Source organism: Ewingella sp. S1.OA.A_B6, from assembly GCF_049889095.1.
GTDB lineage: Bacteria > Pseudomonadota > Gammaproteobacteria > Enterobacterales > Enterobacteriaceae > Ewingella.
Genome location: NZ_JBLJFK010000012.1, coordinates 1 through 24,985, shown reverse-complemented (window position 1 = coordinate 24,985; position 24,985 = coordinate 1). Strand labels below are relative to the sequence as shown.

At 49.2% G+C, this 24,985-nt stretch carries 22 protein-coding genes and 1 rRNA gene; 9 read left to right on the top strand and 14 right to left on the bottom strand.

Annotation, left to right across the window (positions count from 1 at the left end; translation table 11 throughout):
- Window positions 1-32: 32 nt before the first annotated feature.
- Window positions 33-1,244: a sodium/glutamate symporter gene (gene gltS / locus ACMV8I_RS17620; RefSeq protein WP_498866501.1), complete on the bottom strand. Its 1,212-nt coding sequence runs from the start codon at window positions 1,242-1,244 to the stop codon at window positions 33-35.
- A 238-nt stretch (window positions 1,245-1,482) separates the two neighbouring features.
- Here gltS and ACMV8I_RS17615 point away from each other — a divergent pair, with 238 nt between their 5' ends.
- Window positions 1,483-2,874 carry a uracil-xanthine permease family protein gene (locus ACMV8I_RS17615; protein ID WP_498866500.1) on the top strand — a complete coding sequence of 464 codons (1,392 nt, stop codon included), beginning with the start codon at window positions 1,483-1,485 and terminating at the stop codon, window positions 2,872-2,874.
- 152 nt (window positions 2,875-3,026) lie between these two features.
- Window positions 3,027-4,718, top strand: a complete 1,692-nt coding sequence (locus tag ACMV8I_RS17610) for an AsmA family protein (protein WP_498866499.1) — start codon at window positions 3,027-3,029, stop codon at window positions 4,716-4,718.
- Between the two features lie 120 nt (window positions 4,719-4,838).
- Here ACMV8I_RS17610 and fabY read toward each other — a convergent pair whose 3' ends face one another.
- The 5 genes from fabY to typA form a co-directional block, all read right to left on the bottom strand.
- Complete coding sequence (fabY, locus tag ACMV8I_RS17605; protein ID WP_498866498.1) at window positions 4,839-5,771, bottom strand: fatty acid biosynthesis protein FabY; 933 nt, start codon at window positions 5,769-5,771, stop codon at window positions 4,839-4,841.
- A gap of 33 nt (window positions 5,772-5,804) precedes the next feature.
- Window positions 5,805-6,242 (bottom strand): D-aminoacyl-tRNA deacylase, encoded by a 438-nt coding sequence (gene dtd, locus ACMV8I_RS17600; RefSeq protein WP_498866497.1) that lies wholly within the window; start codon window positions 6,240-6,242, stop codon window positions 5,805-5,807.
- A gap of 23 nt (window positions 6,243-6,265) precedes the next feature.
- Window positions 6,266-7,141, bottom strand: a complete 876-nt coding sequence (locus tag ACMV8I_RS17595) for a virulence factor BrkB family protein (protein WP_498866496.1) — start codon at window positions 7,139-7,141, stop codon at window positions 6,266-6,268.
- A gap of 11 nt (window positions 7,142-7,152) precedes the next feature.
- Complete coding sequence (gene yihX, locus ACMV8I_RS17590) at window positions 7,153-7,740, bottom strand: glucose-1-phosphatase (RefSeq protein ID WP_498866495.1); 588 nt, start codon at window positions 7,738-7,740, stop codon at window positions 7,153-7,155.
- 166 nt (window positions 7,741-7,906) lie between these two features.
- Window positions 7,907-9,730, bottom strand: a complete 1,824-nt coding sequence (typA, locus tag ACMV8I_RS17585; protein WP_498866494.1) for a ribosome-dependent GTPase TypA — start codon at window positions 9,728-9,730, stop codon at window positions 7,907-7,909.
- A 144-nt stretch (window positions 9,731-9,874) separates the two neighbouring features.
- On the opposite strand from typA, the gene ACMV8I_RS17580 reads away from it, so the two are divergent.
- The 4 genes from ACMV8I_RS17580 to glnG all read left to right on the top strand — a co-directional run bounded on the left by ACMV8I_RS17580 (window position 9,875) and on the right by glnG (window position 14,258).
- Entirely contained in the window at window positions 9,875-10,159 is a 285-nt protein-coding gene (locus tag ACMV8I_RS17580; protein WP_498866493.1) for a hypothetical protein, read from the top strand.
- A gap of 47 nt (window positions 10,160-10,206) precedes the next feature.
- The gene (gene glnA, locus ACMV8I_RS17575) at window positions 10,207-11,616 is read left to right on the top strand and encodes a glutamate--ammonia ligase (protein ID WP_498866492.1); all 1,410 of its coding nucleotides are present in this window, start codon (window positions 10,207-10,209) and stop codon (window positions 11,614-11,616) included.
- A 172-nt stretch (window positions 11,617-11,788) separates the two neighbouring features.
- A complete protein-coding gene (gene glnL / locus ACMV8I_RS17570) occupies window positions 11,789-12,838 on the top strand; it encodes a nitrogen regulation protein NR(II) (protein WP_498866491.1) in 1,050 nt (349 codons plus the stop codon).
- Window positions 12,839-12,845: 7 nt separating this feature from the next.
- Entirely contained in the window at window positions 12,846-14,258 is a 1,413-nt protein-coding gene (gene glnG, locus ACMV8I_RS17565; protein WP_498866490.1) for a nitrogen regulation protein NR(I), read from the top strand.
- A gap of 61 nt (window positions 14,259-14,319) precedes the next feature.
- Here glnG and hemN read toward each other — a convergent pair whose 3' ends face one another.
- Window positions 14,320-15,723 (bottom strand): oxygen-independent coproporphyrinogen III oxidase, encoded by a 1,404-nt coding sequence (gene hemN, locus ACMV8I_RS17560; protein ID WP_498866489.1) that lies wholly within the window; start codon window positions 15,721-15,723, stop codon window positions 14,320-14,322.
- A gap of 192 nt (window positions 15,724-15,915) precedes the next feature.
- Window positions 15,916-16,479: a Der GTPase-activating protein YihI gene (gene yihI / locus ACMV8I_RS17555; protein WP_498866488.1), complete on the bottom strand. Its 564-nt coding sequence runs from the start codon at window positions 16,477-16,479 to the stop codon at window positions 15,916-15,918.
- Between the two features lie 576 nt (window positions 16,480-17,055).
- On the opposite strand from yihI, the gene yihA reads away from it, so the two are divergent.
- Complete coding sequence (gene yihA, locus ACMV8I_RS17550) at window positions 17,056-17,700, top strand: ribosome biogenesis GTP-binding protein YihA/YsxC (protein WP_498866487.1); 645 nt, start codon at window positions 17,056-17,058, stop codon at window positions 17,698-17,700.
- A gap of 172 nt (window positions 17,701-17,872) precedes the next feature.
- Here the strand turns inward: yihA and spfP are convergent, their stop codons facing one another.
- From spfP to ACMV8I_RS17525, 5 genes are all read right to left on the bottom strand, one after another.
- Window positions 17,873-17,920, bottom strand: a complete 48-nt coding sequence (gene spfP / locus ACMV8I_RS17545) for a small protein SpfP (protein WP_498866582.1) — start codon at window positions 17,918-17,920, stop codon at window positions 17,873-17,875.
- A 164-nt stretch (window positions 17,921-18,084) separates the two neighbouring features.
- Window positions 18,085-20,889: a DNA polymerase I gene (gene polA / locus ACMV8I_RS17540; RefSeq protein WP_498866486.1), complete on the bottom strand. Its 2,805-nt coding sequence runs from the start codon at window positions 20,887-20,889 to the stop codon at window positions 18,085-18,087.
- Window positions 20,890-21,286: 397 nt separating this feature from the next.
- Window positions 21,287-21,910, bottom strand: coding sequence for a thiol:disulfide interchange protein DsbA (dsbA, locus tag ACMV8I_RS17535; RefSeq protein ID WP_498866485.1), 624 nt, complete (start codon window positions 21,908-21,910; stop codon window positions 21,287-21,289).
- Window positions 21,911-21,958: 48 nt separating this feature from the next.
- The gene (locus ACMV8I_RS17530; protein ID WP_498866484.1) at window positions 21,959-22,945 is read right to left on the bottom strand and encodes a serine/threonine protein kinase; all 987 of its coding nucleotides are present in this window, start codon (window positions 22,943-22,945) and stop codon (window positions 21,959-21,961) included.
- Window positions 22,946-23,037: 92 nt separating this feature from the next.
- Window positions 23,038-23,307 carry a YihD family protein gene (locus tag ACMV8I_RS17525; RefSeq protein ID WP_498866483.1) on the bottom strand — a complete coding sequence of 90 codons (270 nt, stop codon included), beginning with the start codon at window positions 23,305-23,307 and terminating at the stop codon, window positions 23,038-23,040.
- Between the two features lie 148 nt (window positions 23,308-23,455).
- On the opposite strand from ACMV8I_RS17525, the gene mobA reads away from it, so the two are divergent.
- Together mobA and mobB are read left to right on the top strand one after the other, a co-directional pair.
- On the top strand, window positions 23,456-24,040 hold the full coding sequence (gene mobA, locus ACMV8I_RS17520) for a molybdenum cofactor guanylyltransferase MobA (protein WP_498866482.1): 585 nt from the start codon (window positions 23,456-23,458) through the stop codon (window positions 24,038-24,040).
- Entirely contained in the window at window positions 24,037-24,555 is a 519-nt protein-coding gene (mobB, locus tag ACMV8I_RS17515; protein WP_498866481.1) for a molybdopterin-guanine dinucleotide biosynthesis protein MobB, read from the top strand. The genes mobA and mobB overlap by 4 nt, the downstream gene beginning before the upstream one ends.
- A 309-nt stretch (window positions 24,556-24,864) precedes the next feature.
- On the opposite strand, the gene rrf is transcribed toward mobB, so the two are convergent.
- Window positions 24,865-24,980, bottom strand: a 5S ribosomal RNA gene (gene rrf / locus ACMV8I_RS17510).
- Window positions 24,981-24,985 lie beyond the last annotated feature (5 nt).

Below are 24,985 nucleotides of genomic sequence, written 5' to 3'. Positions count from 1 at the left end.
TTGTTATGTGCCTTCCCTGGCACTCAATCTCATCATGCAATGGCAGGGAATACCGGCAATAACAAGAATAATTTGATGACTATCGCGTTGGCGATATCAATAAAGAATGCGCCAACCATTGGCACCACTAAAAAGGCCAGATGCGATGGCCCAAAACGGTTGGTAATGGCCTGCATATTGGCGATTGCCGTTGGTGTCGCCCCCAGCCCGAAGCCACAGTGCCCCGCAGCCAGTACTGCCGCATCATAGTTTTTCCCCATCACCCGGTAAGTCACAAAGATGGCATACAGCGCCATCGCCATCGCCTGTACGCCCAGAATAGCTACCATTGGCAATGCCAGTGAGGCCATTTCCCAAAGCTTTAGGCTCATCAGTGCCATCGCCAGAAACAGTGACAGACTGACGTTACCCAGCACAGATACCGCACGATCAAATACCCGGTAAAAACCCAGCCATGCCAGCATATTGCTGAGGATAACCCCGACAAAAAGCACACAAACAAAGGTCGGAATTTCGAAAGCAGAGCCCTGTAAGAAAGTCGAAACGTGAGTGCCGGCCATCAGGCAGATAGCAATGAGTGCGATGGTTTCCACCATCACCAAAGGCGTGATCATCCGGCCAATCGTTGGCTTCTCAAACGCACTCGGGTCTACAGCATCATCCGGCGAACCGTCGGGTGTTGAGGAGTGACTGACCAGATAACGTGCAACCGGCCCGCCAATAATACCACCCAGCACCAAGCCAAAAGTTGCACAGGCCATAGCAACTTCCGTAGCATTTTCAAAGCCGTATCTTTCGCTGAATAATTTACTCCAGGCAGCGCCTGTCCCATGTCCACCCGATAAAGTTATTGAACCTGCCAGCAGTCCCATCAGCGGGTCGAGTCCGAGCAATTTTGCCATGCCAATGCCAATCGCATTTTGCAGTAGCAATAATCCCAGGACAACCAACACCAGTAAGAACAGAGATTTGCCGCCGGAACGCAAACTGGCAAGATTAGCGTTTAGCCCAATGGTGGCGAAGAAGGCCAGCATCAGCGGCTCTTTAAGCGACATATCAAAAGTGACTTCCCAACTGAAAAACTGATTGCCCAGCAGCAACAGTAAAGCAACCAGTAAACCGCCCGCTACAGGTTCTGGAATTGTGTATTTCTTAAATATTGAAATAGTCTGGACGCATTTACGTCCTAACAGGAGTACCAGCGTTGCGGCAACTAACGTGCCGTAGGTATCAAGATGAATCATTCAAGTCCTCCATTTTAAAAAAATCCAATAATATTATTAAGTTATAATAATCCCAGTTCTCTGATATTTTTCAGATACGGGATTAGAAGTCAGATAGCCAACTCAACGCAAGAAAAACAGCCCAGTTATGCTTGTCAAATTAAAATTAACGGTAGAATAGGCCGACAAAGCAAACGATTGCTTTTATTCTTATTTTCATTAAAAATGCCCGCTTTGCAGCTTAATGGATGCCCAAATCATGAGTACGCAATCCGCCGAGCCAGATACTCAGCGCCCTGACCTTTCCCGCACACCCAACAGTGAATTGATTTATCGTCTTGAGGATCGCCCTCCCCTGCCACAGACCCTGTTTGCGGCCTGTCAGCACTTACTGGCGATGTTTGTCGCGGTGATCACTCCCGCCCTCTTGATTTGCCAGGCTCTTGGGCTTCCGGCTCAGGACACTCAGCACATCATCAGCATGTCGCTGTTCGCTTCAGGGCTGGCTTCTATATTGCAGATTAAAACCTGGGGTCCGGTGGGTTCAGGTCTGCTGTCGATTCAGGGCACCAGTTTTAACTTTGTGGCTCCGCTGATCATGGGGGGCATGGCGCTAAAAAATGGTGGGGCGGATGTTCCAACCATGATGGCAGCCCTCTTCGGCACATTAATGGTCGCCTCCTGCACTGAGATTATTCTGTCGCGTTTCTTGCATCTGGCGCGCCGCATTATTACCCCGTTAGTTTCAGGTATTGTGGTGATGATCATCGGCTTGTCATTGATTCAGGTCGGGCTGACCTCCATCGGTGGCGGTTATGCCGCCATGAGTGACCATAGCTTTGGTGCGCCCAAAAATCTGATACTCGCTGCGATAGTTCTTGTGGTGATCATTCTGCTCAACCGGCAGAAAAATGCTTATCTGCGCGTCGCATCGCTGGTGATCGCGATGGCGGTAGGTTATCTGGCTGCATGGATGATGGGAATGCTGCCCACCACTACACCCGTAACACAGACCCACTGGATAACGCTGCCAACCCCGCTGTATTACGGGCTGGGTTTTGACTGGAATCTGCTTATTCCACTGATGTTGATTTTCATGGTGACCTCGCTTGAGACGATTGGTGATATCACCGCGACCTCGGATGTCTCCGAGCAGCCGGTAAGTGGCCCGCTCTATATGAAACGTATTAAAGGTGGTGTGCTGGCGAATGGATTGAACTCAATGCTTTCGGCAGTATTTAACACCTTCCCTAATTCCTGCTTCGGCCAGAACAATGGTGTCATTCAGCTGACCGGCGTTGCCAGTCGTTATGTGGGTTTCGTGGTTGCACTGATGCTGATCGTCCTTGGTCTGTTTCCCGCGGTGGCAGGATTGGTTCAGCACATTCCGGAGCCGGTATTGGGTGGCGCGACCATTGTGATGTTCGGTACCATCGCCGCCTCAGGCGTACGCATTGTGTCGCGTGAACGCCTTAATCGTCGTGCAATTATGATCATGGCATTATCACTGGCCGTCGGGATGGGCGTTTCACAGCAACCCCTGATCCTGCAATTTGCACCTGACTGGCTCAAAACCCTGCTTTCATCTGGAATCGCGGCCGGAGGTATCACAGCCATTGTGTTGAACCTCATTTTTCCTCACGAAAAATAAACTTCCGCTGTAACCCCGGCAAATGCGACGAAAGGTCCGGAACCCTCGCCGCATTTTATTGCCTCTGTCGTGCTAACCTATTGAGAAAGGCCGCTGTTTACGGCATAAACAGAGTATTCTTTCCCCTTTCCCGACGGATATGGATTCAGACGATGAAATTTATCGGCAAAATTTTACTGACACTCCTTCTACTGTTGGTGCTGGCATTTGTACTGCTTTATGTCGTGTTGCAGACTCGCTGGGCCGCAGGCCAGCTTAGCCAGTGGATGAGCAATAACAGCAATTACCGCCTCTCAGTCGAAAAAATTGATCATACCTGGTCCAACCCTGGCCGCATAACGCTGAACCGCGTGAAACTGGGGCAGAAAAATCAGCCCGATGTTCTAAATGCCGCCCAGGTAAATCTGGATTTGAGTTGGCGCCAGATAACCGAACCCCGTTTCTTTGACCGTATCGTATTAGTTAGCGGGCAGCTCAGTCTCAATCCTTCCACATTAAATATCCCTATTCAGGCGAACACACTCCAGCTAAGTAAAATGGCACTCACAGGTGATGCCGATAGCTGGGTGGTCGACGGCCAACAGATAAATGCTGGCATTTATCCATGGCAGCCAAAGGCCGGTCATCTGCTGGGTGAGAATACGGAATTCCAGCTTAGCGCTGCATTTTTGAGCATCAATGGCATTCCCGCAGAGAACGTGCTGGTGCAAGGTCAGATCAATAATAACCAGCTTACGCTGAGTAACTTTGGCGGCGACCTGGCTCGGGGGCAACTGACAGGTAAAGCCAGCCGTGCGCCTGATGGTAGCTGGGCAGTAGACAACGTGCGGCTAAGCAATGTGCGGTTACAAACATCACAGCCGCTGTCGGCATTCTTGCAAGACTTAAACCAGCAGCCGAAGGTCGTTGTTAAGCGTTTTGATTTGATTGATGCCCGCCTGCAAGGTAAGGACTGGGCGTTCAGTGATGTTGATCTGTCCGTTAAGGACGTCAGCTTCGAGAAAGGTGACTGGCAGAGCCAAGACGGTGAAATCTCACTGAATGCCACAGAAATGATTAACGGCAACCTGCATGTCATCGATCCGATTATCAATCTGGACCTCTCACCGCAGGGGATTGCCATTAAACAGGTCAGCGCACGCTGGGAAGGTGGCTTGCTGCGCACAACCGGCAACTGGATACGTGACAGCCATCGTCTGCAATTAAACGAGCTTACCGTTGCGGCACTCGAATATACGCTACCGCAAAACTGGCGCCAGCTCTGGGTGCAAGCCTTACCGGACTGGTTGTCAGAGGTTTACGTCGGGAAATTAATGACCAACCGCAACCTGATCATTGATATCTCACCGCAGTTCCCTTTCCAGCTCACCGCACTGGATGGCTTCGGTACGGATTTATTGCTTGCGCGGGATCATCAGTGGGGTATCTGGTCGGGCAAACTCAATCTCAATGCCAGTGCTGCTACCTTCAATAAAGTCGATGTACGTCGACCTTCGCTTGCCCTTGAGGCAACGGACAGTCAGGTGAAATTCACGGAGCTGAGCGCGTTTACCAAAGAGGGTCTGCTCGAGGCCACCGCCCATGTTGACCAACTACCGCAACGTAACTTCTCAATAAGCATGAATGGCCGTGCTGTTCCGGTAAACGTGCTGGAAAACTGGGGCTGGACACATCTTGACCTACAAGGCAACGCCAATATGCAGCTCAATTTGCAAGGTCAGATGCCTGCAAACATTGATTTCCAGCCCACATTAAACGGTAAACTGCACGTGTTAGCCGCTGATGGAAAACAGCTGGATCAGCAAATGAATAGAGGCATGGTGGCCGGTACTGTCACGCCGTAGATTTCACTGGCTCACTCTGGAAACTCAAAAGGCACCGCTTAGCAGTGCCTTTTGTTTTTTATCTTTCGTGCTTTTACCCACAAGACGTGGGGTAACTTCTGTATTGACGGCTTAAAGATATCAGTTAATTTTCGGCTCAAGCGGCGCCTCAGGGGTTACCGGAAGTACCAGGTAAGTGCCTTCAAAGATAGCGCCCGTAGTTTCATCCCCCAACAGACTGACCTCCAACTGAACCCGTGCCCGGCGGCCTTTAGCGAGCCGGTCCAGATCACCGCTGAGGGAGCTGAGATCGGCAATCGCGCGCGGTCGGCCTGTTACAGGGGCGCTGTAACGGATATGTGCGTCAGCGAGGATGATAGTTCCACCCAGATGGCGTTCGCGCAACAGCAGCCAGATCAACCCCCATCCGGTGAGCGTCGCCAGCGAAAACAAGCTTCCGGCAAACAGGGTATGGTGAGGGTTCTGATTGCCATTTTCCGGCATGGTTGTCACGAAACGCCGCCCGGTATATTGGCTGATACGCACACCCATTTTCTCACTCAGCGGTATATGGTCGTACCAGGCCTGTTGTAACTGCCCGCACCAGTCTGGGCGATGCAGAATGTCATCCAGTGTTGCAACCGGTTTGATCATCAGAAAATGGCGCACTGGCGTGGATTGTGGCGTCGTAATTTCGCCCTGGTTCAAGAAGCCCAGTTTGGCAAAGAACGCCATGGCATCTTCACGCGCACTACACACTACACGCTTCACCCCTTCCTGCCGCGCCACGGACTCCAGGGTCATCGCCACCAGCGTACCTAACCCCTTTGCCTGTACATTCGGGTCGACGGCCAGAAAGCGGATAGAGGCCTCATTGTCGGCATTGATATATAAACGGCCAACCGCCACGGTTTTTCCGCTCTCATCGACCACCATCTGATGATGTGCCATCGCGTCATAGGCATCACGCTCTGAACCTTCCGGCTGACGCAAAGGTTTACGCAACATCTCCCAACGAAATGAGTAATAAGCAGCCAGCTCTTTTTCTGTAACAGGAACTCTCAAATGGTACATAGATAGGTTCTCTCCGGCGTAATGCCTTTACATTCAGACTTGTAGCCAGAAGGTCACCGGTCCGTCATTGACCAGTGCCACTTTCATATCAGCAGCAAAGCGCCCGGTTTGGGTCGTTATCCCCTTTTCGCGGCACTCTCCACAAAAATAATCATAGAGTCGTTCAGCTTCCTGCGGCGCGGCGCCCCGCGAAAAACCAGGGCGGTTACCTTTTTTCGTATCAGCCACCAGCGTAAACTGGGAGACAACTAACAGACTACCGCCCGCTTGCTGAACATTAAGGTTCATCTTGTCGTTTTCATCACCGAAGATACGGTATCCGATCATCTTATCGCACAATTTTTTGGCTTTCTGCTCATCATCGCCCTGCTCGACGCCCAACAAAACCAGCAATCCGGTGCCAATTTCCCCACAGATCTCGCCCTCAACAGTGACGCGGGCACTTAAAACCCGCTGAATCAATGCAATCATAAAAATCCTTCAGACTTTTCGAGTTATGGCTCTTTATCGGTTAACGAAGCCGCGTCAGCAGACTGGAGCTTACGCAAGGAACGATATTCCCCAAGCGTTACGGTGATCTCTGCTCCCAAAAGCACAATACACCAGCTCACATATACCCAGAGGAATAAGATCGGGATCACCGCCAGCACACCATAAATCAGTTGATAGGACGGGAAGAGTTGGACATAGAGTGCGAAAACTTTTTTACCCAGTTCAAATAACGATCCCGCCACCAAAGCTCCCATTAACGCGTCCAGGGGCGGAACGCGAACGGTCGGGACGACCTGATAAATCAACCAGAAGGAGATCCACGAAATGAGTAATGGGAGAATGCGCAGCATGTGGTCGATGACTGAATGAACCCCATTGATGCTCAGCCAATTCAGGGACAGTAAATAGGAACTTATCGCCACGCTGGCCACCAGCAGTATCGGCCCGAGCGTTAACACCATCCAGTAAACAGCAAATGAAAAGACGATTGGCCTTTTATTTTTACTGTTCCAGATTTTGTTCAGCACGCTGTCAACGGAGGCGATGAGCAACAACGCGGTGACTATCAGCCCGCAGGTACCAACCGCCGTCATTTTGCTGGAGTTAGCAACGAACTGCTCAAGATAGCGCTGAATAACATCGCCGGTAGAGGGTATGAAGTTATTGAAAATAAAAGTTTTTAACTGAGCGCTAATCTCTGAGAATACCGGAAACAGCGCAAACAAAGAAAAGACCACGGCGATCAGCGGGACCAATGAAAGCAGGGAAACATAGGCAAGATGGCCCGCCAACAGCGTGAGGCCATCTTTATCCGCGCGCTTAAGTAACAGGCGTACAAAATGCCAACCCGTTTTAACACGATGCCACGCTGTTCTCATTCAAGCTCCACTCAGGAAAACCAGGCCGGTACGGTGTTATTGTCTTCTACCAGAACGGCTTCAATGCCCATCAACCTTGCCGCTTCTACGTTTTCGATAACATCATCAAAGAAAACGGCCTGACTCGCGTTAACACCCTCTTTGTTAAGGACGTGCTCGAAAATCCGTGGCTCCGGCTTACGCATTCCCAAATCTTGTGAAAGGTAGAGCGCATCAGTATTGGCTTCGATCTCAGGATAATGTTCAGGCCAGTGATTGAGATGCAGTCGGTTAGTGTTTGACAGTACAACGACCCGGTGCCCCTGCTCGCGCAATGTCTTGAATACAGCGATAACCTCAGGCCTCAGGCCAACAAACACCGACTGCCAGCCTAAACTGAACTGTTCAAAACTCAGCGCAATGCCCATCTCATCACAAAGCTCTGCGGCAAAATCTTCGTCGCTGATTTCGCCCCGTTCGTGTTTCTGAAACACTTCGCCCATAGAGAATCGCTCGATCAACGTCGCCAGAGGCGTACCGCTGAGATTGCTCCAGACGCCGAGGACACGTTTGAAGTCGATATCAATAATGACGTTACCCATATCAAAAATGTACAGCATTGCACGCTCCTGATTTCGAAGATGATGATTAACTTTAGCGGGAAAAGGTACACATGAACAGAGACGGAAATATCAGGCAGCAGGGAAGTGTCAGAAAAAAGTGTAAAAAAAAACAGGATACCTGAAGGCATCCTGTTTTATTGAAAACGGTTAGCGTGGAAGAAACTTAAGCTTCTTTAGGGCCACGGCTTGCACGTTTACGGTCGTTCTCGGTCAGGTGACGTTTACGGATACGGACAGACTGAGGAGTGACTTCAACCAGTTCGTCATCATCAATGAATTCCAGAGCTTGCTCCAGAGACATTTTGATAGCAGGAACCAGAGTTGTCGCTTCATCAGTACCTGATGCACGCATGTTAGTCAGCTTTTTACCGGTCAGGCAGTTCACGGTCAGGTCATTCGAACGTGAGTGAATACCGATGATCTGGCCTTCATACACTTCTGCGCCGTGGCCCAGGAACAATTTACCACGGTCCTGCAGGCTGTACAGTGCGAACGCAACTGCTTTACCCTGACCGTTGGAAACCAGTACGCCATTCTGACGTTGGCCGATTTCGCCCTGACGGACGTCATCGTAGTGACTGAACGTGGAGTACAGCAGGCCAGTACCGGAAGTCATGGTCATGAATTCAGTACGGAAGCCGATCAGACCACGTGCTGGGATCAGATAATCCAGACGAATACGGCCTTTGCCGTCTGGGATCATGTCCTTAACATCGCCCTTACGCTCACCCATGGCTTGCATGACTGAACCCTGGTGCTGTTCTTCGATATCCAGCGTTACGTTTTCGAATGGCTCTTGTTTACGACCATCAATCATCTTGTTGATAACTTTTGGACGGGAAACAGCGATTTCGAAACCTTCACGACGCATGTTTTCGATCAGAACTGACAGGTGAAGCTCACCACGGCCGGATACGCGGAACGCATCAGCATCTTCAGTTTCTTCAACGCGCAGTGCCACGTTGTGCACCAGTTCTTTGTTAAGACGGTCAAGGATTTGACGTGAAGTCACATACTTGCCTTCTTTACCACAGAACGGAGAGGTGTTTACGCAGAAGTACATAGTTACCGTTGGTTCATCAACAGATAACGGTGGCAATGCTTCAACATTTTGCACATCACAAACGGTATCGGAGATATTTAACTCACCCAAACCAGTGATTGCAATGATGTCACCAGCTTCAGCCAGTTGAGTTTCGATACGTTCCAGACCCATGTGGCCCAGTACTTTAGCAACTTTACCGTTACGGGTTTTGCCTTCGCTATCGATGATAGTGACTTGCTGGTTAGGCTTAACCACACCGCGTTTGATACGGCCGATGCCGATAACGCCAACGTAGTTGTTGTAGTCCAGTTGAGAAATCTGCATCTGCAGTGGACCATCACGGTCAACTTTAGGTGCTTCAACATGGTCTACGATTGCCTGATACAGCGGGGTCATGTCTGCGGCCATATCGTTATGGTCGGTACCCGCGATACCCAACAGGGCAGATGCGAAGATAATTGGGAAGTCGAGTTGCTCGTCGGTCGCGTCGAGGTTAACGAACAGGTCGAAGACCTGATCCACAACCCAGTCAGGACGTGCGCCAGGACGGTCAACCTTGTTGATTACCACGATCGGTTTCAGACCATTAGCGAAGGCTTTTTTGGTCACGAAACGGGTTTGCGGCATTGGGCCATCCATTGCATCCACAACCAGCAGCACCGAGTCAACCATTGACATCACACGCTCAACCTCGCCGCCGAAGTCGGCGTGTCCCGGGGTATCCACGATGTTGATGCGGTAGTCTTTCCAATTAATGGCGGTGTTTTTAGCGAGGATGGTGATCCCACGCTCTTTCTCCAAATCGTTGGAGTCCATTACGCGTTCGGTTGCTTCTACACGCTCTCCGAAAGTCCCGGATTGTTGGAGCAACTTGTCGACCAAAGTAGTTTTACCATGGTCAACGTGGGCAATAATGGCGATGTTACGCAAATTTTCGATCACAGCTTTGCCTCAGGCATTTAGAAATAGCGCGCTATTGTACACGTATTAAGCGAGGTTCTAAACAAGATCACAAGGATCTTATCGAAACAACTCAAGGATGGTTACTTTGTGATCCCTTTCACGGTGCAAAGAGACCCCTTAACCATGATGACGCACTATAATGGTGCTTCACATCTCGCGGAAGGCACCAAAAAAGTGCAACATTGCCGTTATGGTGCATACTCACAGAGTGCAAAAGCCCCTAAATATGGCGTTATTGGCATTTTCTCAAAGTTGGCACAGATTTCGCTATTACTTTTTAGAAGTAAAAAATTTATACAGGGTGAAAGTGTCTTATCAGAGCAATTAAAGAAACTGTTTAGGCCACACGCCAGCTCCGGTAGTGTTGTTTGGCTATTTCTAAAGAAATACCAACTAAATGCCAACTAAATGGTTATTCGTTCCACGATGATAATGAGAAATTCGGGAGAACTAGTATGTCCGCTGAACACGTTTTGACGATGCTGAATGAGCATGAAGTGAAATTCGTAGATTTACGTTTCACTGATACCAAAGGCAAAGAACAGCACGTCACCATTCCTGCACACCAGGTTAGCGCTGACTTCTTCGAAGAAGGCAAAATGTTTGATGGCTCTTCAATTGGTGGCTGGAAAGGCATTAACGAATCTGACATGGTTCTGATGCCAGATGCCAGCACTGCTGTTCTTGATCCATTCTTCGAAGAAACCACCCTGATCATTCGTTGCGATATCCTTGAGCCAACGACTCTGCAAGGTTATGACCGTGACCCACGTTCGACGTCCAAGCGTGCAGAAGATTTCCTGCGCTCTTCAGGTATTGCGGACACTGTACTGTTTGGGCCAGAGCCAGAGTTCTTCCTGTTTGATGATGTGCGCTTCGGCAGCAGCATCTCCGGTTCTCACGTTGCTATCGATGACATCGAAGGTGCGTGGAACTCAGCGACAAAATACGAAGGCGGCAACAAAGGCCACCGTCCTGCAGTAAAAGGCGGTTACTTCCCGGTTCCTCCGGTCGACTCCTCCCAAGATATGCGTTCTACCATGTGTCTGACCATGGAAGAAATGGGCCTGGTTGTTGAAGCTCACCACCATGAAGTCGCAACTGCTGGTCAGAACGAAGTGGCAACTCGCTTCAACACTATGACCAAGAAAGCTGACGAAATCCAAATCTACAAATACGTGGTTCACAACGTGGCTCACGCGTTTGGCAAAACTGCAACCTTTATGCCAAAACCAATGTTTGGCGATAACGGTTCAGGTATGCACTGCCATATGTCTTTGTTCAAGAACGGTAACAACCTGTTCTCTGGTGACAAATACGGCGGCCTGTCTGAAATGGCACTGTTCTACATCGGCGGTATCATCAAGCATGCTAAAGCGATAAATGCTTACGCTAACCCGACCACCAACTCCTACAAGCGTTTGGTCCCGGGCTACGAAGCGCCAGTGATGCTGGCTTATTCTGCGCGTAACCGTTCTGCATCTATCCGTATTCCACATGTCTCAAGCCCTAAAGCTATGCGTATCGAAGCTCGCTTCCCTGATCCAGCTGCTAACCCATATCTGGCGTTTGCGGCACTGATGATGGCTGGCCTGGACGGCATCATCAACAAGATCCACCCTGGCGATGCGATGGATAAAAACCTGTATGACCTGCCACCGGAAGAAGAAGCAGAAATTCCAAAAGTTGCAGGTTCACTGGAAGAAGCGATGCAGTGCCTGAACGAAGACCGCGAGTTCCTGACCCGTGGCGGCGTATTCTCTGACGATGCAATCGATGCTTACATCGCGCTGCGTAAAGAAGAGATGGACCGTGTACGTATGACTCCACATCCTGTTGAGTTTGAAATGTACTACAGCGTCTAAATCGAAATACGTAAGACCAATACCCTAAAGGGTATATTTGTTGCCGTGGAAACGTATAGCCCATCTCCGGATGGGCTTTTTTCTCCACACTCTTTCCTGCTTAACCCCACTAACCCGTGAATTCGCCGGGTAGCCGGATGAAATGCACCGAACAGGTGCGGGAGACTGCGGTATGGCAACTGGCAAGCTGCCCGATGCTGGACAGATCCTGAACTCTCTTATTAACAGCATTCTATTGTTGGACGACGAACTGGCTGTGCATTATGCCAATCCGGCAGCTCAACAATTATTGGCACAAAGTTCACGCAAACTTTTTGGTACCCCACTGCCGGAACTGGTGGGCTATTTCTCTCTTAATATCGACCTGATGCGTGAAAGTTTACAGGCGGGACAAGGCTTTACCGATAGTGAAGTGACATTGGTTGTCGATGGCAGGGCACATGTTTTATCACTGACGGCTCAGGCGCAGCCAGATGGTTTTATCTTGGTTGAACTGGCACCAATGGATAACCAACGGAGGCTGAGTCAGGAACAGTTACAGCACGCCCAGCAAGTGGCGGCGAGGGATTTAATTCGCGGACTGGCACATGAAATTAAAAATCCACTGGGTGGATTGCGTGGCGCTGCACAGCTTTTGTCCCGCGCGTTGCCAGATCCGGCGTTGCTTGAATACACCAAAGTCATCATTGAACAGGCCGACAGGCTACGTAATCTGGTGGATCGTTTACTCGGCCCTCAGCGTCCCAGCCAGCACATCACCCAAAGCATACATCAGGTCGCCGAACGTGTTTGCCAGTTGGTATCGATGGAGAAACCAGACAACGTACAGCTGATTCGCGATTACGACCCCAGCCTACCGGAACTGGCGCACGACCCAGACCAGATCGAACAGATTCTGCTGAATATTACCCGCAATGCCTTACAGGCTTTGGGTGAGGAAGGCGGATCGATTACATTGCGCACGCGCACTGCTTTTCAAATTACCCTGCACGGAGTGCGTTACCGTTTGGCGGCCAGGATAGACATTGAAGATAACGGCCCCGGCGTTCCGGCACACTTACAGGATACCCTTTTTTACCCTATGGTCAGTGGCCGCGAAGGGGGCACAGGTTTGGGCTTGTCCATCGCGCGCAGTTTGATTGATCAGCATTCGGGTAAAGTTGAATTTAACAGTTGGCCAGGACATACCGAATTCTCGGTTTACCTGCCTATTCGCCAGTGAGGTTCTTATGCAACGAGGGATAGTCTGGATCGTCGATGACGATAGTTCCATCCGCTGGGTACTTGAACGCGCGCTCACTGGAGCGGGCTTAAGCTGTACCGCCTTCGATAGCGGCAATGCTGTGCTTGAAGCCATCGCGACTCAAACCCCTGACGTGTTGTTATCTGATATCCGCATGCCCGGCATGGATGGTTTAGCGCTGCTAAAACAGATAAAACAGCGCCACCCTATGCTTCCGGTCATCATAATGACGGCACATTCTGATCTGGATGCCGCAGTCAGCGCCTATCAGCAAGGGGCATTTGATTATCTGCCAAAACCTTTCGATATCGATGAAGCGGTCGCGCTGGTTGAACGCGCTATCAGTCACTATCAAGAGCAGCAGCAACCGCCAAGAACTCAACCAGCAAGCGGCCCGACCGCAGATATCATCGGTGAAGCACCGGCGATGCAAGATGTGTTTCGCATCATCGGCCGCCTTTCCCGCTCGTCGATCAGCGTATTAATCAACGGCGAATCTGGTACAGGTAAAGAGCTGGTTGCACATGCCCTGCATCGCCACAGCCCGCGGTCAAAAGCGCCGTTTATCGCGCTGAATATGGCCGCGATCCCGAAAGATTTGATCGAATCCGAACTGTTCGGTCATGAGAAAGGGGCATTTACCGGCGCGAACCAGATCCGTCAGGGACGTTTTGAACAGGCCGACAACGGCACGCTATTCCTGGATGAAATAGGCGATATGCCGCTCGACGTTCAAACCCGCCTGCTGCGTGTGCTGGCTGACGGACAGTTTTACCGCGTCGGGGGTTATGCTCCGGTGAAGGTGGACGTGCGAATTATTGCAGCCACACATCAAAACTTGGAATTACGGGTTCAGGAAGGAAAATTCCGTGAGGATTTGTTCCACCGTCTGAACGTGATCCGCGTTCATCTGCCGCCGCTGCGCGAACGTCGTGAGGATATTCCGCGTTTGGCGCGCTATTTCCTACAAGTTGCGGCCAAAGAGTTAGGCGTGGAAGCAAAGAATTTGCATCCTGAAACGGAAACTGCGCTAACCCGCCTCCCATGGCAAGGCAACGTACGCCAGTTAGAAAACACCTGTCGCTGGCTGACGGTCATGGCGGCCGGACAGGAAGTATTGATTCAGGATTTACCGAGCGAACTGTTTGAAAGTTCGGCTCCTGAAGCGAGCGGACAGAGTTTACCAGACAGTTGGGCGACGCTGCTGGCGCAGTGGGCCGATCGCGCGCTGCGTTCCGGTCATCAAAATCTGTTGTCGGAAGCGCAACCCGAAATGGAGCGAACGCTTTTGACCACAGCATTACGCCATACTCAGGGACATAAACAGGAAGCAGCACGCTTACTGGGATGGGGACGTAATACGCTGACCCGAAAACTGAAAGAACTGGGAATGGAATAACCGCCCGCTTGTAAACAGAAACAGCCGCTTTTGCGGCCGTTTTTTTATGCGACAGGAAAAATCAGATCACGCGGGAAAACTGTTGCTGGCGGACCTGCTGGCGCAGATAAACGTCGAAACACATGCAGACATTGCGGATCAGCAGGCGGCCTTGCGGGGTAACAAGGATATTCTCGTGGCTCACTTCCACCAGTCCGTCCTTCGCCAGCGGAGCCAGCAACGCCAGATCGTCAGCGAAATACGTACTGAATTCTATACCGTGACGCTTTTCTATTTCGGCAAAATCCAGTTTGAAGTGGCAGATCAATGCTTTGATGACATCACGACGCAGACAGTCATCCGCCGTCATTTCCAGACCACGCCACAGCGCATGCCCCTGTTCTTCCACCTGTGCATAATAGGTTTTCAAATCTTTTTCGTTCTGCGCATAGGTGTCGCCTAACATGCTGATGGCCGACACGCCCAGCCCCAATAAATCACTGTCGCCCTGCGTAGTGTAACCCTGAAAGTTACGATGAAGTTTGCCTTCCTGCTGAGCCACGGCCAGCTCGTCGTCTGGCCGCGCAAAGTGATCCATGCCAATAAAACGGTAACCGGATGACGTCAGCGAGGCGATGGTTTCCTGCAAAATCCGCAGTTTCTCCTCGGCTCCCGGTAAATCTTCATCTTTGATTTTACGCTGGGCAGCGAACAGTTTTGGCATATGCGCATAATTAAACACGCTGAGACGATCGGGGTTTAATTCGGCTACCCGTTGCAACGTATAGGCGAAGCTCTCCGCGGTCTGCTTTGGCAGGCCATAAATGAGATCAATATTGGTCGAGTTGAAGCCCAGCGATTTAGCCCGGGCGATCAGAGCAAAAATGAACGCTTCATCCTGTTCACGATTAACCAGCCGCTGAACGTCTTTGTTGAAGTCCTGTACGCCCATACTCAGGCGATTAAAACCTTCGCTACGCAGATGGTCGAGCACATTGAGCTCTATTTCACGCGGATCCAGCTCCAGCGACATCTCAGCATCGGGCAGGAAGTCAAAATGATCGCGCAGAAGGCCCATCAAACGACTTATTTGGGCTTTATTCAGATAAGTCGGAGTACCCCCGCCCCAATGCAACTGAGTGACCTGACGGCCTTTAAACAGCTCCGCACGGTGACGAATCTCTTGCTCCAGGACGTTGAGATACTCTTCTGCTTTATGCGGCTGCCGGGTAACCAATTTATTGCAGCCGCAGAAATAGCAAAGCTTATGGCAGAAGGGAATGTGGACATACAAGGAGAGTGAGCGTTCAGGATAATGCAGGGCTGCGCGCTTAAAGGCGGCGTCGTTGTAGCTTTCACTGAATTCCAGAGCGGTGGGATAGGACGTATAGCGTGGACCAGAATAGTTATATTTTTGGATCAGCGCTAAATCCCAGACAGTAGACTGCTGTGATTCCACTTTTGATGACGCAGCGTTCGTTGACATAATGAGCACTCACTCTTTGCGGCGTCTGCTCCTGCCGGTACGCATGACTGGCAGATGTTTAGTCTGCCGGACAGCGCGTGCATGATACAAACGTGCTTTGGTTTTCGTTAACCGGCGTAGTTTAACGAATAACCAAAGCAGATAATATGCGAAGAGTAAGGCCATTGCGGTCGGAATGACCCAGCGCAAGTTTTATAAACCTTCTTTCGATTCCCCACGTTTCAGCAACTGCATCATGTCTTCGTTCTTGGTTTTCTCTTCCACTTCGTCATCTTCGTCGCCGAGTTCAATGCCCAGCAATTCCATCAATGCATCGATACGGTCCAGTGTCTGGTCAACATAAGACTGATCTTCCGCATTCAGTTTTTCACCGTCATCAATCTTATCAAGCAAGCTGTCGAGACGCGGGTCATTTTCCAGTAGTGTCAGCTCTTCTTCAGGTGATAACTGCGGTTTAATTGCAACTTCAACCGGCGGCTTAGGCGTTTTCTTCGCTTTAGGTGCGTTGTTAAAAACAGTTTCAATCACCAGTGGAACAGCTTTCTTACTACCAATGCGCGGATCCGCATTCTTACCTGGCACGCCTTTTTGGTTTTTCTCTCCGTCCGGATTGGTACGTGAACCCGCTTTGTGCCCACGACGGCGGTTATCACGCTTACGTTCGCGCGCTTCGATATCAAGTTCGACGCGATTTTTTTTCTTCTTTGGTTTTGCTGTCGCGGTATTGGCGCGCGGGGCTTTCGCTGGCTGTTTCATGGCATCTGCTCTTAGGTGTGTACATTTAGTATAGATTTGCGCCGGAATCTAGCAGAAAGCGCACAAAGAAAAAAGGCAGCAAGTAAGCCTTACTGCCTTTTTATTTCCTTCATCGGAAGGATATTCTTACACTACTGTCCATATATGCCAGCAGCCCCCCGATTTTTCCTTTGCATTTCAGAGCGTCTGACCCTGATCTTCCCTGAGTGGCAATACTGGTCCTCTACTATTTGAAGACCCATTTATCCGTGTTTCCTTTCTTGCCTTCATCGTATTAAGAAATACTTTACCCCAATGGCGTAAAGGCTCAAGATAGCCGCCGCAAGATCGGAGTGGGTTTTTATGTATTCCGACATCATTTTGAATTTTAAAACTTTAAACATCACGGCGCGAAAACAGCGTGATAGCCCGCATTTTGAATGGCAAATGTCTTACATCGTGAAGGAATTTTTTCCGCACCTTCATATCTGTGACCCCTACTCATCATCATTCGGATTATAAAAACAGAAACGCATCCCGCTCCTGTTGCAGCTATAATCGCCAACCAGACACCCATGCCTCACGGAGATGCACGTTTTGACCAGCCAAACATACAACTATCATATGACCCATTTCGTCATGAGCGCCCCGGACATCCGGCATCTGCCAAGTGATGAAGGCATTGAAGTCGCATTTGCTGGTCGTTCAAACGCCGGCAAATCCAGCGCGCTAAACACGCTTACCCAACAGAAAAGTCTCGCACGCATCAGTAAAACACCTGGCCGTACACAACTGATTAACCTGTTCGAAGTAGAGCCAGGCATTCGTCTGGTCGACCTGCCAGGCTACGGTTATGCGCAAGTTCCTGAAGAGATGAAGCGTAAGTGGCAGAAAGCGCTCGGGGAATATCTGCAAATGCGTAACTCCCTGAAAGGGCTGGTTGTTTTGATGGATATCCGCCATCCACTGAAAGACCTAGACCGCCAGATGGTCTCCTGGGCCGTGGCTGTGGGCACGCCGGTAATGTTGCTGCTCACCAAATCCGACAAATTATCTTCCAGCGCCCGTCAGGCACAAATCAAGATGGTCCGCGAAACAGTCAAAGAGTTTATGGGCGATATTCAGGTTGAGTCATTCTCTTCGCTGAAAAAGCTGGGCGTAGACAAACTGACTGACAAGCTGAACACCTGGTTCAGTGAGATACCGCCGGAAGTGCTGCAAGACGAACTGTCTGGCGAGTAACGTTGTATAACCCATGAATCTGTGTTGAAAATAAATACGGCTTGGCTAAGCGTTGTAGACATTCGAAGGGCGGCTAATTAGTCGCCTTTTTTAATGGCGATTTAGCAGGACCAGAGGTGAAAAAATCCATAAAAAACGCCCCAGACATAAATGTCTGGGGCGGCTAAAAAATTCAGCCAAATCCGATTACGTTAAGTAAACGGTCTGAAAGATAGAACATCTTACCTCTGTACCCTACGAGCAAGACTTTACCTTAATTCATGGGCAGGAAAAAGACTTTTTTGTAGTTTACTTACACAAAATTTGCGGGTTATGCGATCACCTTCATAAATTTTTCATGAAATTGTGTAGCTTAATTACAAAAACCGCTTAATTTATCTTCACTTAGTGAGCTTCGTCCCAATTTTTACCTACACCCACCTCAACTTTCAGCGGAACAGCCAGTTCCATACTGCCCTCCATAAGGCTGCGGACCTTTTCGCTGACAGGCTCGACATCATCATTGTGTACTTCAAATACCAATTCATCATGAACCTGCATGATGATACGCGCACGTGGTGCATTGGGTTGCAGCAACCAGTCGGCCACTTTGATCATCGCGCGTTTGATGATATCCGCCGCTGTACCTTGCATAGGGGCATTGATCGCCGCACGCTCAGCGCCCTTGCGGCGCATGGCATTACTGGACTTGATATCAGGCAGGTAGAGACGGCGACCATCTAGCGTCTCGACATAGCCCTTCTCAGAAGCTTGTGTCCGAGTACGCTCCATGTATTCCAGCACACCCGGATAACGTTCAAAGTACAAATCCATATAGCGCTGCGATTCTTTACGCGGGATATTCAACTGACGGGATAAACCAAAGGCGCTCATACCATAAATCAGACCAAAGTTAATCGCTTTCGCACTGCGGCGCTGTTCGCCGGTGACATTGTCCAGCGGCATGCCAAAAACTTCAGCAGCAGTCGCCTTATGGATATCTTTACCTTCCGCAAACGCCTTCAACAACCCTTCATCTTTTGAAAGGTGCGCCATGATGCGCAGTTCAATTTGTGAATAGTCGGCTGCTACGATGCAGTGATCCTTAGGCGCAATAAAGGCCTGACGAATACGACGCCCCTCTTCGTTACGTACGGGAATATTTTGCAGGTTCGGATCGCTGGAAGATAAACGCCCGGTGGCCGTTACTGCTTGATGATACGACGTGTGTACGCGGCCAGAATGCGGATTAATCATGAGTGGCAATTTGTCGGTATAGGTCGATTTCAGTTTCGCCAGACCACGATATTCCAAAATGACCTTCGGCAGCGGGTAATCGAGCGCCAGTTCGGCCAGCACTTCTTCGTTAGTCGACGGAGCGCCACCAGGCGTTTTCTTCAGGATGGGTAACTTCTGTTTTTCATAGAGGATCGCCTGCAGCTGTTTAGGCGAAGATAGGTTGAATGGCTCTTCGGCCAGCTCATGCGCTTTGCTTTCGAGCTCTGCCAGACGTAAGGTCAGTTCTTTAGAGTGCGCGGCAAGAATATGCTGGTCGATAAGAACGCCAGTACGCTCGATGTGGGACAGCACAGGAACCAGCGGCATCTCAATATCATTGAAGACCGTGGTCAACGCTTTGCTTTCCTGGATTTTCGGCCAGAGCGTCTGATGTAACTGCAGAGTGACGTCGGCATCCTCAGCGGCATAAGGTGCTGCCTGCTCAAGCGCAATTTGGTTGAAAGTGAGCTGGTTTTTACCTTTACCGGCAATTTCTTCGAAGCTGACCGTCTTATGACCGAGATATCGGTCGGCCAGGCTGTCCATATCATGTCGGCCTGATACGCTATCCAGTACATAGGACTCCAGCATGGTATCGAAGGCTATGCCTTTCATCTCGATGCCGTATCGCAACAGGATCCCGCGATCAAACTTGAGGTTCTGTCCTACTTTTAGCTGCTTTTCATCTTCCAGCAATGGCTTCAATTGGGCTAATACGGTATCGCGATCGAGCTGCGCCGGAGAATCCAGATAATCATGGGCAACAGGAAGATAAGCGGCTTTACCCGGCTCCACCGCAAATGAGAGGCCTATCAGATTTGCCGTAAGGGTATCCAGGCCGTCAGTTTCGGTATCGAAAGCAAAAACCTCTGAAGCTTTCAGATGACCTATCCACTCATCCAGCATCGTCTGATCGAGAATGGTGACATAACCGTCTTGTGATAACTGGGTACGTTCGACGGGATCATGGTCGGCAATATCAATTTCCACAGCGCCTTTTTTCTTACCCGCGGTCGCTTTAGGAGAACCTTTTTTGCCATTTAACCATGTACCGGCTTCGATATCGGCTAACCAGCGCTTGAATTCATAACGGGCAAACAATGTATGTAACTCGGCGGCATCTGGTTCAAGCACGTTGAGCTTATCGCAGGTGACTCCCAATTCGACATCCGTTTTTATGGTTGCCAGTTGGTAAGAGAGATAGGCCACCTCTTTATTATCAGCCAGTTTGGTTGCCATGGTTTTAGCACCGCGGAAACTGAGCGTGGAGATTTTATCGAGATCCGCATACAGTGCATCAAGACCACCAATACCTTGTAACAGCGCCTGAGCGGTCTTCTCACCAACACCGGGAACGCCAGGGATGTTGTCCGAGGAGTCTCCCATCAGCGCCAGAAAATCAATAATTAGCTCTGGAGGAACCCCGTACTTCTCGACCACTTCATCCGGCCCAAGAATTGCATTATTCATGGTGTTAATAAGGGTAACGCCCGGCGTGACCAACTGCGCCATATCTTTATCACCGGTGCTTATAAGTACAGCGTGACCGGCCTTTTCCGCTTCAAGGGCCAGAGTACCAATAACGTCATCAGCCTCAACACCGGAAATAACCAACAAAGGCAGCCCCATAGCTTTGACCATTTGGTGCAGCGGCTCAATCTGGGCGCGCAGGTCGTCAGGCATCGGTGGGCGGTGGGATTTGTATTTGTCAAACAGTTCATCACGGAAGGTTTTGCCTTTCGCATCAAAAACAACGGCAATGTGGCTCGGCGTGTATTGCAGCAACAGGCTGCGCAGCATGTTCAGCACACCATACATGGCGCCGGTCGGTTCACCGGCTGAGTTAGTCAGCGGTGGAAATGCATGGTAGGCGCGGTAAAGGTAAGACGAACCGTCTACCAGGATAAGTGGATTTTCTGCTATTTGGGCCATAATTCTTCTTTATTCGTGATCGGACATGCCTAAGGATGCCATAGCTGGGGATAAAGTCGAACCATGAGAGATAAATTGGTAGCAAACTTGCGAGGGATCTCGCGAGATCAACCTGTGGATAACTTTGTGAATAAAAATAAAAACAAGAATTTAATCTAGTAAGAAGGAAAGTGGCACGTTATTTTTAACTCACACTTTCATGAAGTTAACGACGTTATCATTGCAATACCTCTGTCATGTAATTTTAATCAGCAATGTGGATATAATAATAAAATCTGATAAAACTACCGAATTCAATATACACCTAACAACAGGTTTGAAGATATTCATTGTTATGATGACGGACTAGAGAAAATAAAAACGCCAGCTCTGGGCTGACGTTTTTTCTTAGAATGGATTACTTCTGAGTAGACAAGAAATTGATCACATCTGAATATTGCTTAACGTACATTTCTTGCGAGCTCGTATCAAGCCCATCATTTTTAACCATGTATTTACCATTTACAAATACGGATGGCACACCTTGCAAACCAAGATCAGCAGCGGCTTTTTCTTGCTGAACAACCAATGATTTCACCACAAAGCTATTAAGCGCAGAATCATATTCTTCGCCTTTAACGCCGGCTTGAATAAAGACTTTGCGGATATCATCTGGCGTCTGTACTGACTGTTGTTTCTGCACGGCTTCAAACATCAACGGGCTGACTTTATCTTCCACCCCAAGCGCGATAGCTACGGCCCATGCCTGGGTTAACTGCTTGCCTAAAGGTCCAAGGAATTCAACGTGGTATTTCGCATATTTTACATTTTTAGGCAAATTCTTCTCAATGCCTTCAGAGACATGCCATACCTGCTCGAACTGATAGCAGTGCGGGCAATAAAATGAGAAGAACTCAAGAACCTGTGGCTCACCTGCTACAGGCTTATCCAACGTAACGTATTGCGAACCATTAGAAAACTGTGCTGCCGTTGCGCTGAATGCCATAACCATACCAATCAGTGCCAAGAATATCTTTTTCATATAAAGCCCATCTCCAAATTAATTAAACTTTTAACGTTTATTCACGACTCAGTACATTGGCATCAACTGTAGAGGAGGTGCCCGTAATTTCTTTATTTGCTCGGTAAACGCTGCAGCCTGACCTAACCAAAAGTCTTCATCCTTCATCCAGGGGAAACTTTTCGGAAAAGCAGGATCTTCCCAGCGGCGGGCCACCCATGCCAGATAATAGACCATACGCATCGCACGCAGTGGTTCAATCAGCGACAGCTGGCGGGTATCGAACTCTGCGAATTCACCATAAGCTTCGAGTAGAATATCCAGTTGAAGTCTTTGTTCGTTTATATCCCCATGCAACAACATCCATAAATCCTGTATAGCAGGGCCGTTGCGCGCATCGTCTAAATCAACAAATAGCGGACCATCACGCCAAAGAATATTTCCCGGATGACAATCGCCATGTAAACGCAGCGGTTGCCAGTCATCATGCCAATATTCACCAATGGTTGTGATTAGTTTGTCTGTGGCGGCCAGGAATGAGGTGCGTTGACGTTTAGGAATTAGCGTGGTTTTTTCAAGCACCGTGCGGGGTTGAATAAGGTATTCATCAAGGCCTATGGTAGGTCTGGCGATAAACAAACTTTCGCTTCCGACCTGATGAATACGGCCAAGAAAACGCCCAACCCACTCAAGTTGATCGAGGTTATCGATCTCATACTGGCGGCCGCCGACGCTTGGAAACACGGTAAAAAGATAACCCTGGTGGGAATGAAGGGTATTACCTTCTATATTCAGCGGCGCGACAGCCGGGATTTCAGCGTCAGACATATTCTGAGAAAAAACGTGCTCCTCATGAATTTGTGATTCACTCCAGCGCTCCGGGCGATAAAATTTTACCACGTAGCGTTTTTTGTCTTCACACAAAAACTGATACACACGGTTTTCATAACTGTTTAATGCAATCAGCCCTGACTCTGCGAGCAAGCCAACGCTTTCTAACGCATCAAGGATCAGATCTGGCGACAATGCCTGAAAATTGAAAGCAGAATTGTTCATAACTTCATTCAGATAGGCCGCACGAAAAAATGATAGTAGGAAATAGTATCATCTATTTTTGGCATGTCGCATGAAGTTCACATAAGTTTACATCAATCCTTAATGATACCGCGGGCGCGCAAAATAGCCGTTTTGAAATCATCCTCGTAGTCCTTTTTCAGGCCCGGGATCTCTGTGGTACTTTCACTGCCACGCATTTTCAGGTGGTAAATCAACATATCGTCACTTAGCTCTGCCAGCGGTCCATGATAGCCGCATTCAGCAGCCAGTTTCTGCAAAAATTGCAGCAGATTGAGGTCCGAATCATTTTTCCAGGCTGGATAAAGTAATTCAATCAGCTCATTTACGCGATGGTCTTTCATAAAAAAATCCTTTCATGTGCAGTAGCCACACAAAATATCAGTCTTCTATGATCAGGGAAAGAGGCAGTTAGGAGGCTTGAGTAAAATCTGCTCCTGATGAGATTTAACGTTACAATTACCAGCATTGTGGATCTTACAGGTGCGAATAATGGGTAGGGCAGATATAACTGGCGTTATTTTGGCAGGCGGACGTTCAACCAGAATGGGCGAGGATAAAGGTCTTGTAGAAATTGTAGGGAAACCTTTATTCGAGCATATTGCCGAAAGATTAGCACCGATGGTCGGTGAGATTCTGATCAATTCTAATCAAAATCAGCAACGGTATGGACAACGTTTTGAAGTGATAGCCGATCTAATTCCAGACCATTCAGGGCCACTGGCTGGAATGCTGGCTGGCCTGAAAGCCATCAAAACGCATTGGGCTTTGTTCGTTCCATGTGATGTTCCTGCATTTCCTCGAAATCTGGCTGAAGAATTTTGGCGACATAAATCAGTACACCAGGGATTATACGCCAGAGATCTACAGCGAGAACACCCAACTCTATGTTTATTAAATAAAAATATCATCCCGATTTTAGATGAATATCTCACTAGTGGTGAGCGCAAAGTCATGTTTTTTTTCAAAAAGATAAATGCCCTGCCTGTTACATTTGATGCGCAGGATGCTTTTGCTAATCTCAATACTCCAGCAGATATTGTAAGCTGGGAAAGCAGAAAGGGTAATTTACAGTGAACGACTCTTCATTAATCCCTTTACTTGGTATCGTAGCCTACAGCGGCACGGGTAAAACGACACTTTTAAAACAGCTAATTCCTTATCTGAACAGCCAGGGTATTCGTGTTGGGTTGATTAAACATACGCACCACGATGTGGATGTTGACACGCCAGGCAAGGATAGCTTCGAGCTCAGAAAAGCTGGTGCGCATCAGACGATGGTGGCAAGCAGTCAGCGATGGGCACTGATGACGGAAACGCCGGTGCTGGAAAGGCTCGATCTCCAGTATCTCGCCAGCCGTTTCGACAGAAGCTCACTGGATATGATCTTAGTGGAGGGCTTTAAACATGAGGAAATGGATAAAATTGCACTCTATCGTTCTGGGATGGCCGGGCCATTTGAAGGATTGATTGAGGGTAACGTAATAGCAGTAGCGAGTGATCGTTTACTTAACCACACTCTGCCTGCTTTGGAACTCAACAACATTGCAGCTATTGGCCAGTTTATTATCCGTTGGTTGGCTGGAAAATAGCGATCTCTCAGGCATTACTCATGGTGACAATGATCCAACGGGCTCCCCTCATGTTATTTTGAGCAAAAGACACTCACTTCATTTCACTAAAATCTCTATAGCAAAAAACCCTCGTCTTTCGACTGAGGTTTCTCACTTATTTGATGCCTGGCAGTTGATGAATAACGTCGTTATTCACCCTTCCGGCCGTTGCTTTGCAACGTTCAAAACGCCACGCCTTTTGTCATGCTCTCTTCTCGAGCAGAGAGCATGATAACAACAAAAGCAAAAGCCCCGTACTTTCGTACGGGGCTTTTGCTTTTGTTTGATGCCTGGCAGTTCCCTACTCTCGCATGGGGAGACCCCACACTACCATCGGCGCTACGGCGTTTCACTTCTGAGTTCGGCATGGGGTCAGGTGGGACCACCGCGCTAGTGCCGCCAGGCAAAT